The following is a 15651-nucleotide window of genomic DNA, read 5'->3' on the forward strand; positions in this document are numbered from 1 at the left end:
CTCAATCGAAATTTGGCTGCGGCGGCGCCAAAGGTTCAGCGCCATCGGAGGATGACTGGCGCGTGGGCATCACCGGTTCCGGCTCGGTCATGAGCGTCTGAAACGACGGCGCCAGATCGTGGAAGAGCTGCACGGCAAGGGCACTCGTGAAGTGATAATCGGCCGACTTGGCGCCCGGTACGTAGGCGGTGACGGTCCCGAAAAAGCGATCGCCGATGAAAAACACGAACGTTGCCGTACGATCGACCGGCCGGGATTCGATAAGCCGATGGTCCGCGGCGAAACGCTCGAAGCGATTGTCGCCGGTTCCGGTCTTGCCGCCGATCGGTGGTGGGTCCGTGTTCAAGACCGCGAAGCTGTCTCGCGCCCGGACGGCGGTTCCGTGCTCGACGACCCCCAAGAGTGCGCGCCGCACCGTGGCGGCGATTTCGGGATCGAGCACTTGCTCGGGTGCGGGCGGTTGGAATGCGAGATTGGTCTCGTAGGGGGTATCCGCGGCGAAGTGAAGGCGCTCGAGGCGCACTGTCGGCACCCGCACGCCGTTCCCCACGATGATGCCGATGAGTTCGGCGAGGGCGTCGGGCCGATCGCCCGAACTTCCGATCGCTGTCGCATAGGAAGGTACCAATTGCCCGAACGGGTATCCGAGCCGACGCCAATCGTCGAGAATGGAATTGAATGCGTCCTCTTCGAGAAGGATGCGGATCCGCGCATTCTGCTTTTGCGTGTTGCTCGTCTTGAAGAGCCAACGGTAGACTTCCTGCCGCTCAACGTTACTTGCACCGAGCATTTCAGTGCGGCCCGCCTTGGGATGGTCCTGGAGGTAATTGACGAGCCATAGTTCAAGCGGATGGACGCCCGCGAGAAAACCCCGGTCCGGGAGGGAAAACCGATCCGGCGCGTAGTCGGCGTAGAGCTTGGCGAGAACCGCGTCGTCGAGCGGCTCACCGGAGAGGCGATTGTGCAGGAAATCCTGAAATGCGCGGAAATCGGCGTGCGGCTCAACCGAGCGGAACACGACCGCGAGCCGCCGTGGGACCGGGCGTGTCCGGCTGACGAGCCGGCTGACCGCCTCCTGGGGCGTCAGACCGTGATAGTCGTCGTAGAACCGGTTGAGATAGGTCCGGCCCTCCTGGTCTGCGAACCGGCTGAGATAGAGCCGTCGTTCCGGATCATCGCGATCCGATAGCAGGACCTGCGTTTGCCCCTCGGCGCGCACAATGTAATACCTCACCATATCGCGCATGAGGCGGATAAAGACGAGATTGACCGAATGCTGGAACGCATCGTTCACGCTCAGCACTTTGCCGTCGTCGCTGCGCTCGAAGTTGCGGAACACGTGAATACCGCCGCCCGTGAAAAACTCCTCGCTGGGATTGGCGGAGTACGTCCGCCCCATGGCACTGTCGAGCATCGCTTGCAGTCGTCGATCGGGTGAAGCCGCAAGGTATCCGAGCGCCCAGTGGGTGAGGGGGTCGCGGGCATTCGCCTCGGCGTTCTCGATCTCGCGCGGGGAAAGGCCTGCATATTGTCGATGAAGGGCCGCGACGATTTCGAGATAGCTGATAAGTGTGCGCAGCTTCGCCGTCGAACCCAGAATCAACTTGGCGCCCGAATTGATATCGAAGGGCTCGTTCAGGCTATCGGCCTGCAGGCGGACGAAGTTGCGATCCGCACCCCGTTCGTAAAGCACGACACTGTAGTTGATCCGGGCCGGGTCCTCGTTCCCAAGCATGTGGAATCCGACAAGGCCGAGCGAGCGCACGAAATTTCGGTCGCCGAGATGGGAAAGCACATCGGTGACCTGTCGTTGAGCGGCGGTGTCGAGCGTCGTCTCGACCGAAAGATCGACGCGATCGAGATCGTAAAGGCTCGGAATGTGGAGGAGGGAGAGCAGCTCCGTGCGCGTTGCGTCGGTGGCCTTTCGCTCGACGAATTCGGTAACACCCCTGACGCCGGGGCTTTCCTGAATACGGGGCGATACCTTGACCGCGGCGCGATACAAGGCAGGGTCGATAACACCCGCCATCGCTAAAAGATCGAGGTATTTTGCGTTCAGGACTTCGAGCCCTTCGCGATTGCCTGGCAGATAGTATGACGGGCGGCGCTGCGCAAGGAGCAAACTCAGGACCTGCCGGTACACGAGTGCCTTGACGCGTAGAGCCGACGCATCGAGCGCCGGTGCGGCGAGGACGCGATTGGCGGACGCGAAATCGGTGCCATACCAAGCATGCAACCCATCGCCGAGCCCGATGACTTCGCCGAAATTCGGTCGGGAACCAAGGGGCGTCGAATTCAAATAGGCGACGACGATCTGTCGACGTGCGGCGGTTGTGTCGGAGCCATCGAGATATGCACGAGCGGCAGCACTGACCATCTGGCGAAGTTTGTCGTGCGCAGAATCGGTGCGACCGCCAGCCGAGTGCCGGAATTTCTCAAGCTGTGTCGCAAGCGTACTGGCGCCACCCTCCTTGATATGGGGATCGATCGCGTGCGCGATCTGACCGGCGACTGCCAGGGACAGACGATCCCATTCGACCGCGGGATCGAGCGTGGGGTGGTCCGGGTCGAGGAGATGGCGGTTTTCGATGAAGAGGAGCGTGTCGACGACGAGAGGGGGGATCGCTTCGAAGCTGTCGTAGGTGCGCTCGGGGACCCGACTCGCATAAAGGGGCGAATGCATCCGATCGAAGATCGTCAGGCCGCCAAAGGATTTCTCGTGATAGAGCGCATAGCCGCCGAGGGCGATAAACTCGGCAAGGGCCGGGGAGGGCCGTGCTGCGCTCTCGACCGTGTAATGTTTTGTATTGAGCGACTCGACGAATGCGGCGAGCCGCGTGTAGCCGAGCCGATCGTCATACGGCCCACCGTTCGGCGCATGCGTCGTTTCGGACACGCCGTGCTCGACCCGAAACGCCATGCCTTGGGTGACGCGGGTGAAAAGAAGCGACTGAAGATAGGACGTTTCCAGTTCGAGCGAGACGATCCAGCCGACTCCGGCAAGGGTGGCCAGCCGAAGGACCCAAAGGAAAATGGTCGTGGAAACGGCCTGACCACGCCGCTTGCCCCGCGCCTTCGGTGCGGACTCCCGCATCGGTTGAGCGGGCAGGTCCGCGGAACCCAATGGTACTTCGGTCATTGTCCCGAACCCTGGTCCTTACCTGGAATATCAATTATATACGAAATCCATAATTTAGTGTTCTCAACTTTAGAGAGAGTAATGGTTAACAGCGCTGTTCGGGGTGGCGGGCGAGGGATAGGAACGGGGGGATTGAGGCGCCTGCGAAAACTCGAGCGCTCGCGACAATGCCTTTGCCGGTTTTTGGCAATACCAATCTTCCCCAGGAGCATCGCCATGATCCTCGTACGCGTACGAAACTGGCTTTCAAAGGCCGAGATCACATCAGTTAATTATTTAATTTTGCTTACTTCTTTTGCGTACGTATATCTTGACTAGCCGTAAAGATAGGCTCGATCGGGACGCGTACGGGCCGCTCATGAGCCAGCGCCGCGCTGCGACCAGGCCGCGTCGGCATTACGGAAAGGTGGGTACACAGGGCGGCGGCGCGAGAGGGATTTGTCGGGACTGGTCTACCGTTGCAGTTTTTGGGCGCCCCAAAAAAAAAGGGTCCTAACCGTTCCCAGAACAGCCAACTCGAGCGCCAGCCGATTGTGCCCCTCGATCTGCGTGACCGGCTGACGAACCGACAGGGGTATGGCACGCTTTGCGGGGTCGAACCAGCTGCCCGCGGATTTGCGCTTCACGAAATCGATTGGCATGATAAGCAGGTTGGCATGGCGGCGATGGGGGGCGAGGCATGTCGACACCGAAAAAGCTGAGCAGCGTTGCCGTGATCGGCAACGGGATCATTGGCCACGGCATGGCGGAGGTCTTCGCCGCATCCGGGCTCAAGGTGCATTTGATCGGGCGGAGCCAAGCGAGTCTTGCGAGCGCGCTGAAGCGCATCGAGACAAGCCGGGAGGCTTTTCGACGTAATGGTCTTACGACCAAGGCCGAGGTGCGGGCAACGCTCGGGCGGATTGCGGTCTCAACGAGGCTCGAGGACGCGGCCGGTGCCGAGCTCGTGGTCGAAGCGGTTCCGGAAAATATGGAACTCAAGCTCGACATCTTCGGCCGGCTCGACCGCGTCGTTGCACCCACTACCGTGCTTGCATCGTCGAGCGGACATCCGGCGAGCGAACTCGTAGCCCGGGTGCGTCACCGCGGGCGCGTCGTGGCGACGCATTTCTGGTATCCTCCGCAACTCATCCCCCTCGTCGAGGTTTGCGCGGGGCCCCAGACCGATGTCGACGTCGTCCCCTGGGTATGCGGTGTATTACGCCGTGCGGGAAAAGAGCCCGTCGTGATCGACCGGGAGGTCCCCGGCTTCATCGGCAACCGGATCCAGTTCGCGGCCTTGCGCGAAGCGTGGTCGCTGTGGGCCGCGGGCGCTGCTTCCGCCGAGGCGATCGACGCAGTCGTCCGTTACAGCATCGGCCGCCGCCTTGGCGTGACCGGCCCGATCGAGTCGGCCGATCTCGGCGGGCTCGACACGATGGTAAATTTCGCCCGCTTCCTCCAGCCAACCCTCGATGTGCGACCCGAACCGCCGTCCGAAGTGGCGAAGTTGGCCGCCGAGGGCCATCGTGGTCAGCCAAGTGGCCGCGGGATATATGATTGGCAGAAGCGCGACGGCGACGCCCTGCTCGCCGCTCGGCGCGCGGAACTCTTCCGATGGTTGAAGGCCGACAAAGCGGGAGCTGGCAAGCCCAAGACGCCTGCGACCGCAAGGGCGCCGCGTGCGAAGCGTGCGACGAAGAAGGTGGTGGGGAGGAAGCGCTTGGCAAAGGGAGGCCGCCGTGGCCGATAACGATGATCTCTTCACGGGCGACTTCGCGACCAACCCTTATTGGTGGGATGAGGCTCCCCCGCTCAAGCTCGATTCCGGCAATCTGCCCTCGAAGGTCGATGTCGCCATCGTTGGCGCCGGGATCACGGGGCTCAATGCTGCACTCCCCTGGCCCGGGCAGGCCGTAGCGTCGCGGTGGTCGACGCGGGCGACCTCGGGCAAGGGGCCAGTTCGCGGAACGCCGGCTACGTCGGCCGCAGTCTGAAGCACAGCTTCCGCTCGTTGGTGCGCCGCTTCGGCATCGCGCGCGCGGTTGCGGTCTACAAGGAAATGCAGGCTGCGTTCGACACCGTATCGGAGGTCATCACGTCCGAGCAGATCGCATGCCGCTTCAAGCGATGCGGGCGACTCGTTCTCGCGCGCTCGCGCGCTCAACTCGAGGATCTGGGCGAGGAACTATCTCTCCGGCGCCAACATCTCGGCGACGAATTCGAACTTTATCAGCGAGATCGACTGCCCGAGGAAATCGTTACGCATGCATTCCGGGGTGGTGCTGTCATTCCGGATCTTGGCTCACTGCATCCCGGCCTTTATCAGCGCGGGTTGCTCGAGCGCGCCCGATCCGCCGGCGTGCGGCTGAATGGCGAAACCGCCGTGACCCGCATCGAGCCCCTCGGCAAAGGGCCGGGATTCTCGCTCACGACCGCTCGCGGCCGCATCGCGGCGCGCGATGTACTCGTCGCGACCAACGGCTATAGCGGCACCGCTTTCCCGTGGTTACAGCGCCGTCTTGTTCCCTTCGACGCCTATATGGTTGCGACGGAACCGCTCGCGCCCGCCGTCATGGATCGGGTCCTGCCCAGGGACCGCACGGTCATCGATCATGCCTTCAATGTCATTTTCCTAAGGCGTTCGCCCGACGGAAGCCGCCTCTTGTTCGGCGGGCGCACGGGAAGCCGGTCGAGCGGGCTCAAGGCAAAAGCCGCCGAGCTCCATCGCCTGGCGACCATCCACTTCCCCGGCCTTGCCGACATCAAGATCGGCCACGCGTGGACCGGACGCTGTGCGGCCACCTTTGATCTCTACCCGCACATCGGAATGACGGATGGCATTCACTTCGCAGGTGGGTACTGTTTCGCGGGCGTGCCCATGGGGACTTATCTCGGCCGCAAGGCAGCCCAGCGTATCCTCCGCACGCGAGAGGGCGAGACCGTTTTCGCCGAACGGCCATTCCCTACGGTGCCGCTCTATACGGGAAATCCCTGGTTCGTGCCTCACGCGATGGCCGTCTACGACCTGCTCGATCGATGGGCGAGCAGGCGCTGAAGGCGATGTGAGCGAAGTGCGCCGCCGGTCCCTGCTCAGGCGCCCTCGGTCGGCCGCAACGAGATATCGAGCCACCCGAGCTCGTTGATCCCTGCGCGATCGCCTGCGTTGAGCAAGACGGTGGTCGTCTCGGCCTCGATGATCGCGGGACCGGCGATTTCCTGGCCCTCGACAAGGCGATCCATGTCGAACACGGGGACCTCACGCCAGCGCAAGAGATGGATCCTTCGACGACGGGGAACGGCCGCCCGTTCGCGGGGGGTCGCGGAGCGCTCCGCCGAAATGGCGGGGAGAGCGCCGACCGCAGCGACCCTGGCGTTCACGAGCACGACCTCCTGATCCGGAGCCGAATAAGTATAAAGCTCGGCGTGGCGTCGATGAAACCGCTCGACCATCGACTCGAGAACGCGTTCGCCCTGCCAATCGACGTCGTCGAGCGGCACGTCGACCTCGAAAATTTGTTCGCCGTAGCGCATCTCGGCCGAGCGTTGCGCGCGGATGGCGCCGCCGAACCATTTACCGAGCTTGCCGCACGCCTCCTGCTCCATCCGCTCGAAGACACGACGTACGCGGCGGCTGTCCAGCCGCGTTGCGTCGCCCACGTGGGTGCGGCTCACTTCATAGCGCAGATCCATTCCCAGCATGCCCCAGGCGGATAAGACCGACGCGATCGCCGGGACGATGACCCGGTCGAGTTCGAGTTGCCGTGCCACCTCGACGGCGTGAATTCCCGCGGCACCGCCGAAACTCAGAAGTGCGAAGCGGCGCGGATCGACGCCGCGCCGCACCGTCATCAACCGTATGCCCTCGGCCATCCGGGCGTTGACGACGCGATAGATTCCGGCGGCCGCGGCGATCCGATCGATGCGAAGGGCTTTCGCGACCCGGTCGACGGCCCTTTCCGCTTCGGCTTTGTCGAGGCGGCGTTGCCCGCCGAGGAAGTTATCGGCATCGAGATAGCCGAGCACGAGGTTGGCATCGGTGACCGTCGCGGCGCTGCCGCCCGTCCCGTAACAAGCGGGTCCGGGATCCGCACCCGCACTTTGCGGCCCGACATGAAGCGAGCGGCCCGTATCGACTCGTGCGATCGAGCCGCCGCCAGCGCCGATGCTGATGATGTCGAGGCTGCGGAGCGCTATTCGCTGCCCCGCAAGACTGCGCTCGGCCGTGAGTGCCGGCTCGCCGTTGGAAATAAGCGAAATGTCGGTGCTGGTTCCGCCCATGTCGAAGGGTACCAGGTCCTTCACACCAAGAAGTTCGGCCACGCGTCGTGCCGCCGCCACGCCACCTGCGGGACCGGAGAGAACCGTGCCGACGGCGAGGCGTGCCGCCTCCTCGACGGGGGCGATCCCGCCGTGGGAAAGCACGATGAAGAGCGGACCGCGAAATCCCGAGCCGACAAGGTGCTTCTTCAGGCTAAGGAGATAGCGCCTGACCGTCGGCCCGACATAGGCATTCACGATCGTGGTCGAGATGCGCTCGTACTCCTTGATCTGCGGCAGCACGTCGCTCGAGAGCGAGACGAACGCGTCCGGCATCGCGCGTTTGAGGTGCTTGCGCGTTGCAAGTTCGTGCCGGGGATCGCGGTAGGCGTGGAGATAGCAAACCGCGACGGCCTCCACACCCGCTCGTTTCAGCGTTGCAACCGCCTGTGCCAGCGATCGCTCGTCGAGCGGGCGGAGGACGCTACCGTCGTAGCGCAGCCGCTCCTTTACGCCGAGGCGAAGATGGCGCGGCACAAGCGGCTCGGGCGGCGGCAGGCGGAGGTTGTAGCGATCCTCCTTCAACCCCTCCCGCATTTCGATCACGTCGCGGTGTCCCTCGGTCGTGAGGAGTCCAACCATTGCACCCTTGCGCTCGAGCAAGGTGTTTGTCGCGACCGTCGTGCCGTGAACGATGCGCTCCGCGCGCGCAAGGAGTTCCCCAAGCATGAGATTGAGACGCTTGGCGAGGTTGTTCAAGCCGTCGATGACGCCGAGCGATTGATCGGCCGGTGTCGTAGCCGCCTTGGCAAACGTTGTCTTGCCGTTGCCATCGACCGCGACGACGTCGGTGAATGTCCCGCCGACATCGACGCCGATCGTCAGTCGAGCGTCCGGCACCCGACCGCGCGCCACGGCCACGATCCGCCCCACCTTAATGTCCGCCGCGGCTCGACCTGCGCCCGCGCTTGCGTTTGCGGCGGCTGCCCTTCGGGGCAGACGTTTTCTTTTGCGGTGTGGCCGTTGTATAGCCAAGAAGCCGGTCGCGCGCCCTGGCCGCTGCGGTACGCTTTTCGGGCGCACCCCATCCACCCCCGCCGCCCGAGTGAACCTCGATTACGTCGCCGGCACGAATGACGATCCCCGTCTCTTTGGTCTTGAGCATGCGAGGCTTTCGTCGCTTCGAACGCAGGCGATAGCTATGCGGCAAGCCATCCCGACCGCCGAAGAGCCCGCAGGCACCGTGACGGACGCCATCGCCGGCGGTGTTTCCAACGGCTTCCTTCGAGGTCTGCACGACAAGCTCGAGGTCGCACCCGGCTCCGCCGCGATACTGCCCATCGCCACCCGACCCGGCGCGAAACTCGTGCTTTTCGAAGAAAAGGGGAAAGCGCACTTCGGCGACTTCGACGCTGCCGAATTTGATTCCGCCGACCGAATGCCACTCTCCCGCGGACGGCCAGCCGTCGCCCATCGACGACGCGCCGCCGCCGGGGCGGGCTTGAAAAAGATGCCAGATGAAACCGCGCTCCGTGCGTGGATCCTCACCCTGGATGGCGATGCGAAATCGCCGGCCCCATCCCGCCATCGCCTGCTTGGGGCAAGCGGGCGCAAGCGCCTTCACCACGGCTTCGACGATTTCATTCGCGCAATGACTCGTGCAAAGGGTCACGGGCGCTCCCGATTCCGCCCACACCACGGTGCCGGGCCGCGCCGTCACCTTGAGCGGCCTGAACGTTCCATCGTTCTTGGGCACCTCCGGATCGATCAAGTAGGCGAACGCCATCGCGACGGACGACTGCATGTTCGCGTGGGAGGAATTGACGAAGCCGATGACTTGGGGATCCGATTCCGTGAGATCGATTTCAACTGTACTGCCGCGCTTCGTCGCCTTCGCGATAATGCGGATATCCTCTGCACCATGGCCGTCGTCGTCGAGAATCGCTTCCCCGTGGTAAACGCCGTCGCGCCAGCCCGAGACAATGGCCCGGGTCTGCGCCTCGGCCGCATCGAGCATCGCCTCGATCCCCGCCTCGACCGTGGGCCGCCCGAGTTCGGCCAGAAGTGCCAGCATACGACGCTCGCCTACCCGTGCCGCCCCGACCATCGCCGCGAGATCCCCGCGGAAATCGCGCGGATGACGGACGTTGAGAACGAGGGTCTCGAGCACGTCCTGGCGAAGCTTGCCCGCATCGTAGAGTCGAAGCGGAGGAATACGCAAACCCTCCTGCCAAACCTCCGTCGCACCAGGATTGTAGCCGCCGTGCGTAGCGCCGCCGATATCGCCCTGGTGGGCGCGCACGATGGTCCAGTAGAGATGTCGCTTGCCGTCGAAAACGGGGACGAATCCAGTCACGTCCGGCAAATGGCTTCCACCGTTGTAGGGGTCGTTCAGCAGGATGACGTCCCCGGGCTGCACCTTGTCGCGGAACACCTCGCGCACCGCACGGGCGGCCCACGGGATGGCGCCCACATGCACGGGTATGTGCTCGGCCTGGGCAATGAGCCTGCAGTTCGTGTCGCAAATCGCCATCGAGAAGTCGCGGCTCGAATTGAGAATCTGGGAATAGGACGTGCGCAGCATCGCCTCCCCCATTTCCTCGACAATCGAGAAGAGCCGGTGCTGAATGACCGAGCGCGTGATCGGATCGACCGAATTGGTCATACCATGCATTGCGTTTTTTCCGTGTGCGAGCCCAGAAATCTTGCCGCTGTTGCCGCGCGGAGGTCTGCTGGATTCGGGTTCCGACGGGTCACTCACCCGCACTCATTTCGGCTGCGAGCGACTCCGCACCGTTAGGGGATGCTGCGCTTCGATTACGAAAATGGAGCAGCTTTGCATAGCCGAAGAGATTGACGTTGCGGACATCGATGGGGTCGAGCTCGTCGATGCCGCCGATCGACGCCAGATCGAGATTGGTGCGAAAGCCGATTTCGGCCGAGAGCGGGGCCATGGCCTTCTCGAAGCGCCGAATGAAGGGGTGGCGGGAGGCGAAATGATTGACGATCACGATGTCGCCGCCGGGCACGCAGACGCGGCGCATCTCCGCCAGAAGACGTTCCGGCGAGGGCGTGACGCCGACGATGTACATGGCCACGACCGCATCGAAATCGTGGTCGGGAAAGTCCATCTGCTCGCCATTCATCTCGATCAGGGCCTCGACATGGCCCAGATTGAGCTGGGCCACGCGCCGCCGGGCTTTCTTAAGCATCTCGGGGCACACATCGATGCCGACGACGCGGGTGCCCGGGTGATAAGCCGAAAGCGACAGGCCGGTGCCAACGCCGAGTTCCAGGACTCGCTGCCCGGGCTTTAGTTGGGCTGCCGCTATTGCAGCGCGTCGGCCGGGCTCGAGGACGGGACCGAACAAAAAATCATAGATCCCGGAATAATGCCGATAGGTCTGTTTGATGGTTTTGAGATCCATAAGCTGGGACATGAATCGTTTTTCCCTCAGTGAGGCGGCCGGGATCGTTTGTCGGCCAACGAACCTTCAAGCGCCATTATGCCTCGGTGCGACCCGAAGATCGAGCCGGTTACCGGGCTATACTAGTGTGGTGGATTTGAAGTTCCTATGATTTTGGCGCCAACCACGATTGGGCACTTCAAATTCGAAGACCACGCTAGCCGACTCGTTCCATTGCGGGGGATTTTGCCCGGCGAGGGTGGCGATTTGTCGAACGTCCCTCAAACCGTTACGCTCTCGCCTCAGGCAACGTTCTCGGCGCGTTGTGGCATCCCTGCCCCAACGTCCGGAAATCGAGGAAGCGCATGGCCCAGCAATCGCACCACCAGCCCAAGGCTTACCATAACCAACGGTTCCTGGAGAGCCGGGACGCACGCGCCTTGCGTATTTTGGCCGAATATCTCGAGCCCCTTTACCGCTTCCAGCGGCACAACGTGCAGGACACGATCGTGTTCATGGGCTCGGCCAGGATAAAGTCGATGGAAACGTCGAGCGCAGCTCTCGCCGAGGCGGAAAGGAAAGGCGAGGGGGTCGAGGCGGCGCGCACGGCAGTCGAGCTGTCAACCTATTACGAGGCTGCGCGCGAGCTTGCCCGTCGCTTGACCGAATGGTCGAAAAATCTCGGGAACGAAGAGCGCCGCTTCGTCGTTTGCACCGGTGGAGGCCCTGGGATCATGGAGGCGGCCAACCGCGGGGCGTCCGAAGCGAAGGGGATCAATGTCGGGTTGACCATCTCGATCCCGAACGAGGAATTCTACAACACCTTCGTGAGTAGGGAGCTCCATGTGCACTTCCACTATTTTTTTATGCGTAAGTTCTGGTTCGTCTACCTCGCGAAGGCGGTCGTATTGTTTCCCGGTGGCTTTGGCACGCTCGACGAGCTATTTGAAATCCTCACACTTGTGCAGACCCGCAAGATGCGCAAGCCGATGCCGATCGTCCTGTTCGGAACGAAGTTTTGGGACGAAGTCGTCAATCTCGACGCCCTCGTGCGATATGGAACGATCAGCCCCGAGGACGTCCACCTCTTCCATCGCACGAATTCGATCGACGAAGCCTACCAACTGATCACCCATGGCTTGACCGACTTCGCACTAGGCAGCCCCGGCCCGACCCTCTAACGGAACTGCCGTCAGGCGCTCGCGACCGCACTCAGCGCTCGAGAATCGTCCGCAGGAAGTCGCGCGTGCGCCTTTCGCGCGGCGCCCCGAACATCGTCTCGGGTGCGCCCTCCTCGACGATAGCCCCGTCATCAATGAAAATGACGCGCGAAGCGACTTGCCGCGCGAAATTCATTTCATGCGTTACGACGAGCATGGTCATTCCCTGTCTGGCAAGGGCGCGCATGACGGAGAGCACCTCCGCGACCAGCTCAGGATCGAGGGCACTCGTCACTTCGTCGAACAGCATCGCCTTGGGCTCCATGGCGAGTGCTCGCGCGATCGCCACGCGCTGCTGTTGGCCCCCCGACAGTTCCTCGGGGTAGGAGTCGGCCTTTTCCGTGAGGCCCACTTGCGCGAGCAGCTCCCGGCCGCGTTCCGTCGCCGCCGGCTTTGGCTTGCGCAGTACGTGGACGGGTGCTTCGATGATGTTCTCGATAACGGTCAGGTGCGGGAAGAGGTTGAACTGCTGAAAGACCATACCGACCTGGGCGCGGACGGCGGCGATGGCGCGGTTCGAATGGGAGCGGAAGGCCCCCTGGACCTCGTCGCGGTAGACGAGCTGTCCATCGATGCGGATACGGCCTCGTTCGGCGACCTCGAGATGATTGATGCAGCGTAGAAGCGTGGACTTCCCGCTCCCCGAGGGACCGATGACGCACACGACCTCACCCACGGTCACGGTGAGGTTGATGCCCTTGAGAACGTGGCGCGCCTGAAAATACTTGTGCAGGTCCTCGACTTCCACCATTGGCGGTGCGGCATCCGAGGCCATCGTCTTCACGTCCGCTTCCGCCGGTAGCCGCGGCGCGTCATGCGCTCGAGGTATCCCACGACGCGTGCGGCGGGAAAGCTCACGACGAAGTAGAGAACGCCGGTCACCGTGTAGAGCGTGAAGTACTGAAAATTGCGCGCCGCGAGAATCTGAGCGGTGAACACTACTTCCTGGATGCTGACGACCGAGCACAAGGCCGTGTCCTTGAAGAGCCCGATGAAATAATTCCCGAGTGCCGGAATGACGATGCGTATCGCCTGTGGGAGGATGATTCGGCGCATCGCGAGCGCGTGGGTCATCCCAAGAGCCGCGGCGGCGTCGTGCTGGCCGCGGGAAATCGCCTGGATTCCGCCGCGATACACCTCGGAGATATAGGCGGAATAATTGAGCGAGAGGGCGATCACGCCGGCTGTGAAGGAGTCGAGTCGGATGCCGATCTCCGGCAGCACGTAATAGACATAGATGAGCTGCAACAGAAGTGGCGTGCCGCGGATCACCTCGATGTAACCCTTGATGAACCAGCGCAGCAGTCCGTATCGTGACAGGCCGCCGAGGGCGACCAAAAGGCCGAATACGAGGCTGATCACGATGACGACGATCGTGAGTTGGACCGTCATCAACAGGCCCGCAAGTAGCGGCCCGAAGTTCGCGAGCGCGATTTCGAGATTGAAGAGTTCCATGGCGAAGGATCAGTTGGGCGCGTGATCGGCCGGGGTGCCAGGCACCCCGGCCGCCGCCCCTGTCAAGGATTGAGCTTATAGAAGACCAGGTTGCGGTCGCTCAGCCCATATTTCTTCAAAATGTAGCTGACTTGCCCGTTGGCCCGCATTTCGGCCAACGCTTGGGTATAAGCGGAGCGCAACGTGCAGTCTTCCTTGCGCACGGCAAAGCGCGCCATGCCATAGCCGCCACCGTTGATGATGTCGTCGGGGGCGGCGATGTTCCAAAGCGGCTCGAGATTGTTGCCCGGATTCGTCTTGTTGAATTGGAGATAGACCAGATCGTCTTCGAGCACGGCCTCGAGGCGGCCCTGGTTCAGGCTCTGCAGTTCTTCGACCTCGGCCTTGAAGGGCTGCAGATCGGCCCCGACTTTGCGCAGGTAGAATTCCGCCGCCGAGCCGCTGATGCCGCCGACCTTCTTACCCTTTAGGTCGTCATAGGACTTGATGCCGAGGGGGTTGCCCTTGGCGACGATGATGACGGGTCCATACCAATAGGCCGGACCGCTGAAACTAATCACTTTGTCGCGCTCGGGCGTGTGGTGAATGTTTCCGGCGATCACATCCGTGCGTTTCGAGAGCAGTGCCGGAATTTGCGATTCCCAGGGCATCCATTCGATCTTGATGGTCTTCACACCCATCCAATCGAGTGCCGCCTTGTTGATGTCCCAATCGATTCCCGTCGGCTGCTTGGTTGATTCGTCGAGCCATGCCTCCGGCGGATTGTTGGAAAAGCCGAGTGTGACGCCGTCTTTTTGCGCTTTCGCCAACGAGCCATCGCCGCAATTATCGAACATCGGCTTGGATTCGTTGAAAAACGTCGGATCAGCGGCAACGGCGGCTCCTGCAATCAACGAACCCGCCAAGCCGAGAGCGAGAAAGATAGGGTGTGACATGCGCATTTTAAGCTCCTCCTCTGATTTTACGTTGCCGCGCCCTGCATGGGGGCCGGCCTTTATTCGCCGCATTGCCGGGATCGCGAGGACCGCGGGCAGGGGACACGAACGTTTTGCTGCCGCCGGTCTTGGACGCCGGCGCCGACGCACACGCTCGTTGCCCCCCTCTGGCTGCAGCCCGTGCGTGTATGACCGGTATTTCGCCGCTCACGAGGCGTTCTGACAGCGCAAAACATTAGCATAATTTCATATTGCAGAGCCAGTGGCTGCCGCAGCCGTGACCCCCTCGGTTCGCTCGACTTTGTAAAGTCGGTGACGCCCGGTGAAGATATTGCTCGATCGGCCGTTCGATACCGATACTTAATCCCTTTCTTGATTCGTCGTCATGGGCCGACGTAGCATCCGAGAGATATATCGATAAAATCTCACGCAGCGCTCGGCGCCGTCGTGTTTTTTGGGGGAGCACCATGGTGGAGGGAAGTGCGAGGCGGTCTCAAAACGTCATTCCGTCGCTTTTCCTCGATTTCATGCAGATGCAGCAGTTTGCCAAAAACCCCCTCGTCATAAAGGGGGGCGACGGGATTTATCTGACCGACGTGGAGGGCAATCGCTATATCGATGGGCTCTCGGGCGTTTTCGTCACGAGCCTCGGGCACGGGAACGCACCCGTCATCGACGCGATGGCCGAACAATTAAGGCGTCTCGCGTTCGCCCCCCCTCTTCACAGCACGAACCCGCCAGCTCTCGACCTGACCCAACTTCTGTTGCGCATTGCACCCGAAGGCGTCGGCGCTCTCAAATTCCTGAGCGGGGGATCCGAGGCAACCGAGTCGGCGATGAAGCTCGCGCGCCAATACCATCTGCAGACCGGACATCCGCGGAAATACAAGATCATCAGCCGCTACGGCGCTTATCACGGCGGCACGATGGGCGCCCTCTCGGCGGGTGGCGGGCGCGAGCGCAAATCGGTCTACGAACCCCTTGGCGTTGGGTTCATTCACGTGCATCCGCCCTATTGCTATCGATGCCCTTTCGACCAAAGCTACCCGTCGTGCGGACGGACCTGCGTCAAGCTGATCGAGCGGACCATCGAAGCGGAGGACCCGCAGACGGTCGCCGCCGTCATCGTCGAGCCGATCTCGATCTCGTCGGCGGGCTTCATGGTGCCACCGCCGGACTACCTGCAGCATCTTCGGGAGATTTGCGACCGCTACAACGTGGTCCTCATCTATGACGAGATCATCACCGGATTCGGA

General features: G+C 62.4%; 12 protein-coding genes. 5 read left to right on the forward strand and 7 right to left on the reverse strand.

Features of this window, described 5'->3' with window-relative positions; translation table 11 throughout:
• Nucleotide 1: 1 nt before the first annotated feature.
• A complete protein-coding gene (locus VEJ16_10830; GenBank protein HYB10156.1) occupies nt 2-3139 on the reverse strand; it encodes a transglycosylase domain-containing protein in 3138 nt (1045 codons plus the stop codon).
• 679 nt (nt 3140-3818) lie between these two features.
• Here VEJ16_10830 and VEJ16_10835 point away from each other — a divergent pair.
• The 3 genes from VEJ16_10835 to VEJ16_10845 are packed head-to-tail and all read left to right on the forward strand — an operon-like array spanning nt 3819 to nt 6176.
• The gene (locus VEJ16_10835; GenBank protein HYB10157.1) at nt 3819-4871 is read left to right on the forward strand and encodes a 3-hydroxyacyl-CoA dehydrogenase family protein; all 1053 of its coding nucleotides are present in this window, start codon (nt 3819-3821) and stop codon (nt 4869-4871) included.
• Entirely contained in the window at nt 4861-5115 is a 255-nt protein-coding gene (locus VEJ16_10840) for a hypothetical protein (GenBank protein HYB10158.1), read from the forward strand. Before VEJ16_10835 ends, VEJ16_10840 begins: the two co-directional genes overlap by 11 nt.
• Nucleotides 5046-6176, forward strand: coding sequence for an FAD-binding oxidoreductase (locus VEJ16_10845; protein ID HYB10159.1), 1131 nt, complete (start codon nt 5046-5048; stop codon nt 6174-6176). The genes VEJ16_10840 and VEJ16_10845 overlap by 70 nt, the downstream gene beginning before the upstream one ends.
• Before the next feature lie 35 nt (nt 6177-6211).
• On the opposite strand, the gene VEJ16_10850 is transcribed toward VEJ16_10845, so the two are convergent.
• From VEJ16_10850 to VEJ16_10860, 3 genes are all read right to left on the reverse strand, one after another.
• Entirely contained in the window at nt 6212-8293 is a 2082-nt protein-coding gene (locus VEJ16_10850) for a hydantoinase/oxoprolinase family protein (GenBank protein ID HYB10160.1), read from the reverse strand.
• 19 nt (nt 8294-8312) lie between these two features.
• The gene (locus tag VEJ16_10855; protein HYB10161.1) at nt 8313-10043 is read right to left on the reverse strand and encodes a hydantoinase B/oxoprolinase family protein; all 1731 of its coding nucleotides are present in this window, start codon (nt 10041-10043) and stop codon (nt 8313-8315) included.
• 88 nt (nt 10044-10131) lie between these two features.
• Nucleotides 10132-10818 (reverse strand): class I SAM-dependent methyltransferase, encoded by a 687-nt coding sequence (locus tag VEJ16_10860; protein ID HYB10162.1) that lies wholly within the window; start codon nt 10816-10818, stop codon nt 10132-10134.
• Nucleotides 10819-11150: 332 nt separating this feature from the next.
• Here VEJ16_10860 and VEJ16_10865 point away from each other — a divergent pair, with 332 nt between their 5' ends.
• The gene (locus VEJ16_10865) at nt 11151-11966 is read left to right on the forward strand and encodes an LOG family protein (protein HYB10163.1); all 816 of its coding nucleotides are present in this window, start codon (nt 11151-11153) and stop codon (nt 11964-11966) included.
• Nucleotides 11967-11997: 31 nt separating this feature from the next.
• Here VEJ16_10865 and VEJ16_10870 read toward each other — a convergent pair whose 3' ends face one another.
• The 3 genes from VEJ16_10870 to VEJ16_10880 all read right to left on the reverse strand — a co-directional run bounded on the left by VEJ16_10870 (nt 11998) and on the right by VEJ16_10880 (nt 14401).
• Nucleotides 11998-12780 carry an amino acid ABC transporter ATP-binding protein gene (locus tag VEJ16_10870; GenBank protein HYB10164.1) on the reverse strand — a complete coding sequence of 261 codons (783 nt, stop codon included), beginning with the start codon at nt 12778-12780 and terminating at the stop codon, nt 11998-12000.
• Between the two features lie 5 nt (nt 12781-12785).
• Nucleotides 12786-13460, reverse strand: a complete 675-nt coding sequence (locus VEJ16_10875; protein HYB10165.1) for an amino acid ABC transporter permease — start codon at nt 13458-13460, stop codon at nt 12786-12788.
• 62 nt (nt 13461-13522) lie between these two features.
• A complete protein-coding gene (locus VEJ16_10880; protein ID HYB10166.1) occupies nt 13523-14401 on the reverse strand; it encodes a transporter substrate-binding domain-containing protein in 879 nt (292 codons plus the stop codon).
• 461 nt (nt 14402-14862) lie between these two features.
• Between VEJ16_10880 and VEJ16_10885 the strand changes: the two genes are divergently transcribed.
• Nucleotides 14863-15651: aminotransferase class III-fold pyridoxal phosphate-dependent enzyme (locus VEJ16_10885; GenBank protein ID HYB10167.1), on the forward strand; the 789-nt coding region annotated here is incomplete at its 3' end.

It is taken from the genome of Alphaproteobacteria bacterium, assembly GCA_035625915.1.
In the GTDB taxonomy this organism is placed as follows: Bacteria; Pseudomonadota; Alphaproteobacteria; order JACZXZ01; family JACZXZ01; genus DATDHA01.

Excerpts from the sequence above, each read along its gene's own strand:
- VEJ16_10830 (HYB10156.1), bottom strand. The coding sequence starts at position 3,139 with ATGACCGAAGTACCATTGGGTTCCGCGGACCTGCCCGCTCAACCGATG.
- VEJ16_10835 (HYB10157.1), top strand. The coding sequence starts at position 3,819 with ATGTCGACACCGAAAAAGCTGAGCAGCGTTGCCGTGATCGGCAACGGG.
- VEJ16_10855 (HYB10161.1), bottom strand. The coding sequence starts at position 10,043 with ATGACCAATTCGGTCGATCCGATCACGCGCTCGGTCATTCAGCACCGG.
- VEJ16_10860 (HYB10162.1), bottom strand. The coding sequence starts at position 10,818 with ATGTCCCAGCTTATGGATCTCAAAACCATCAAACAGACCTATCGGCAT.
- VEJ16_10865 (HYB10163.1), top strand. The coding sequence starts at position 11,151 with ATGGCCCAGCAATCGCACCACCAGCCCAAGGCTTACCATAACCAACGG.
- VEJ16_10870 (HYB10164.1), bottom strand. The coding sequence starts at position 12,780 with ATGGCCTCGGATGCCGCACCGCCAATGGTGGAAGTCGAGGACCTGCAC.
- VEJ16_10875 (HYB10165.1), bottom strand. The coding sequence starts at position 13,460 with ATGGAACTCTTCAATCTCGAAATCGCGCTCGCGAACTTCGGGCCGCTA.
- VEJ16_10880 (HYB10166.1), bottom strand. The coding sequence starts at position 14,401 with ATGCGCATGTCACACCCTATCTTTCTCGCTCTCGGCTTGGCGGGTTCG.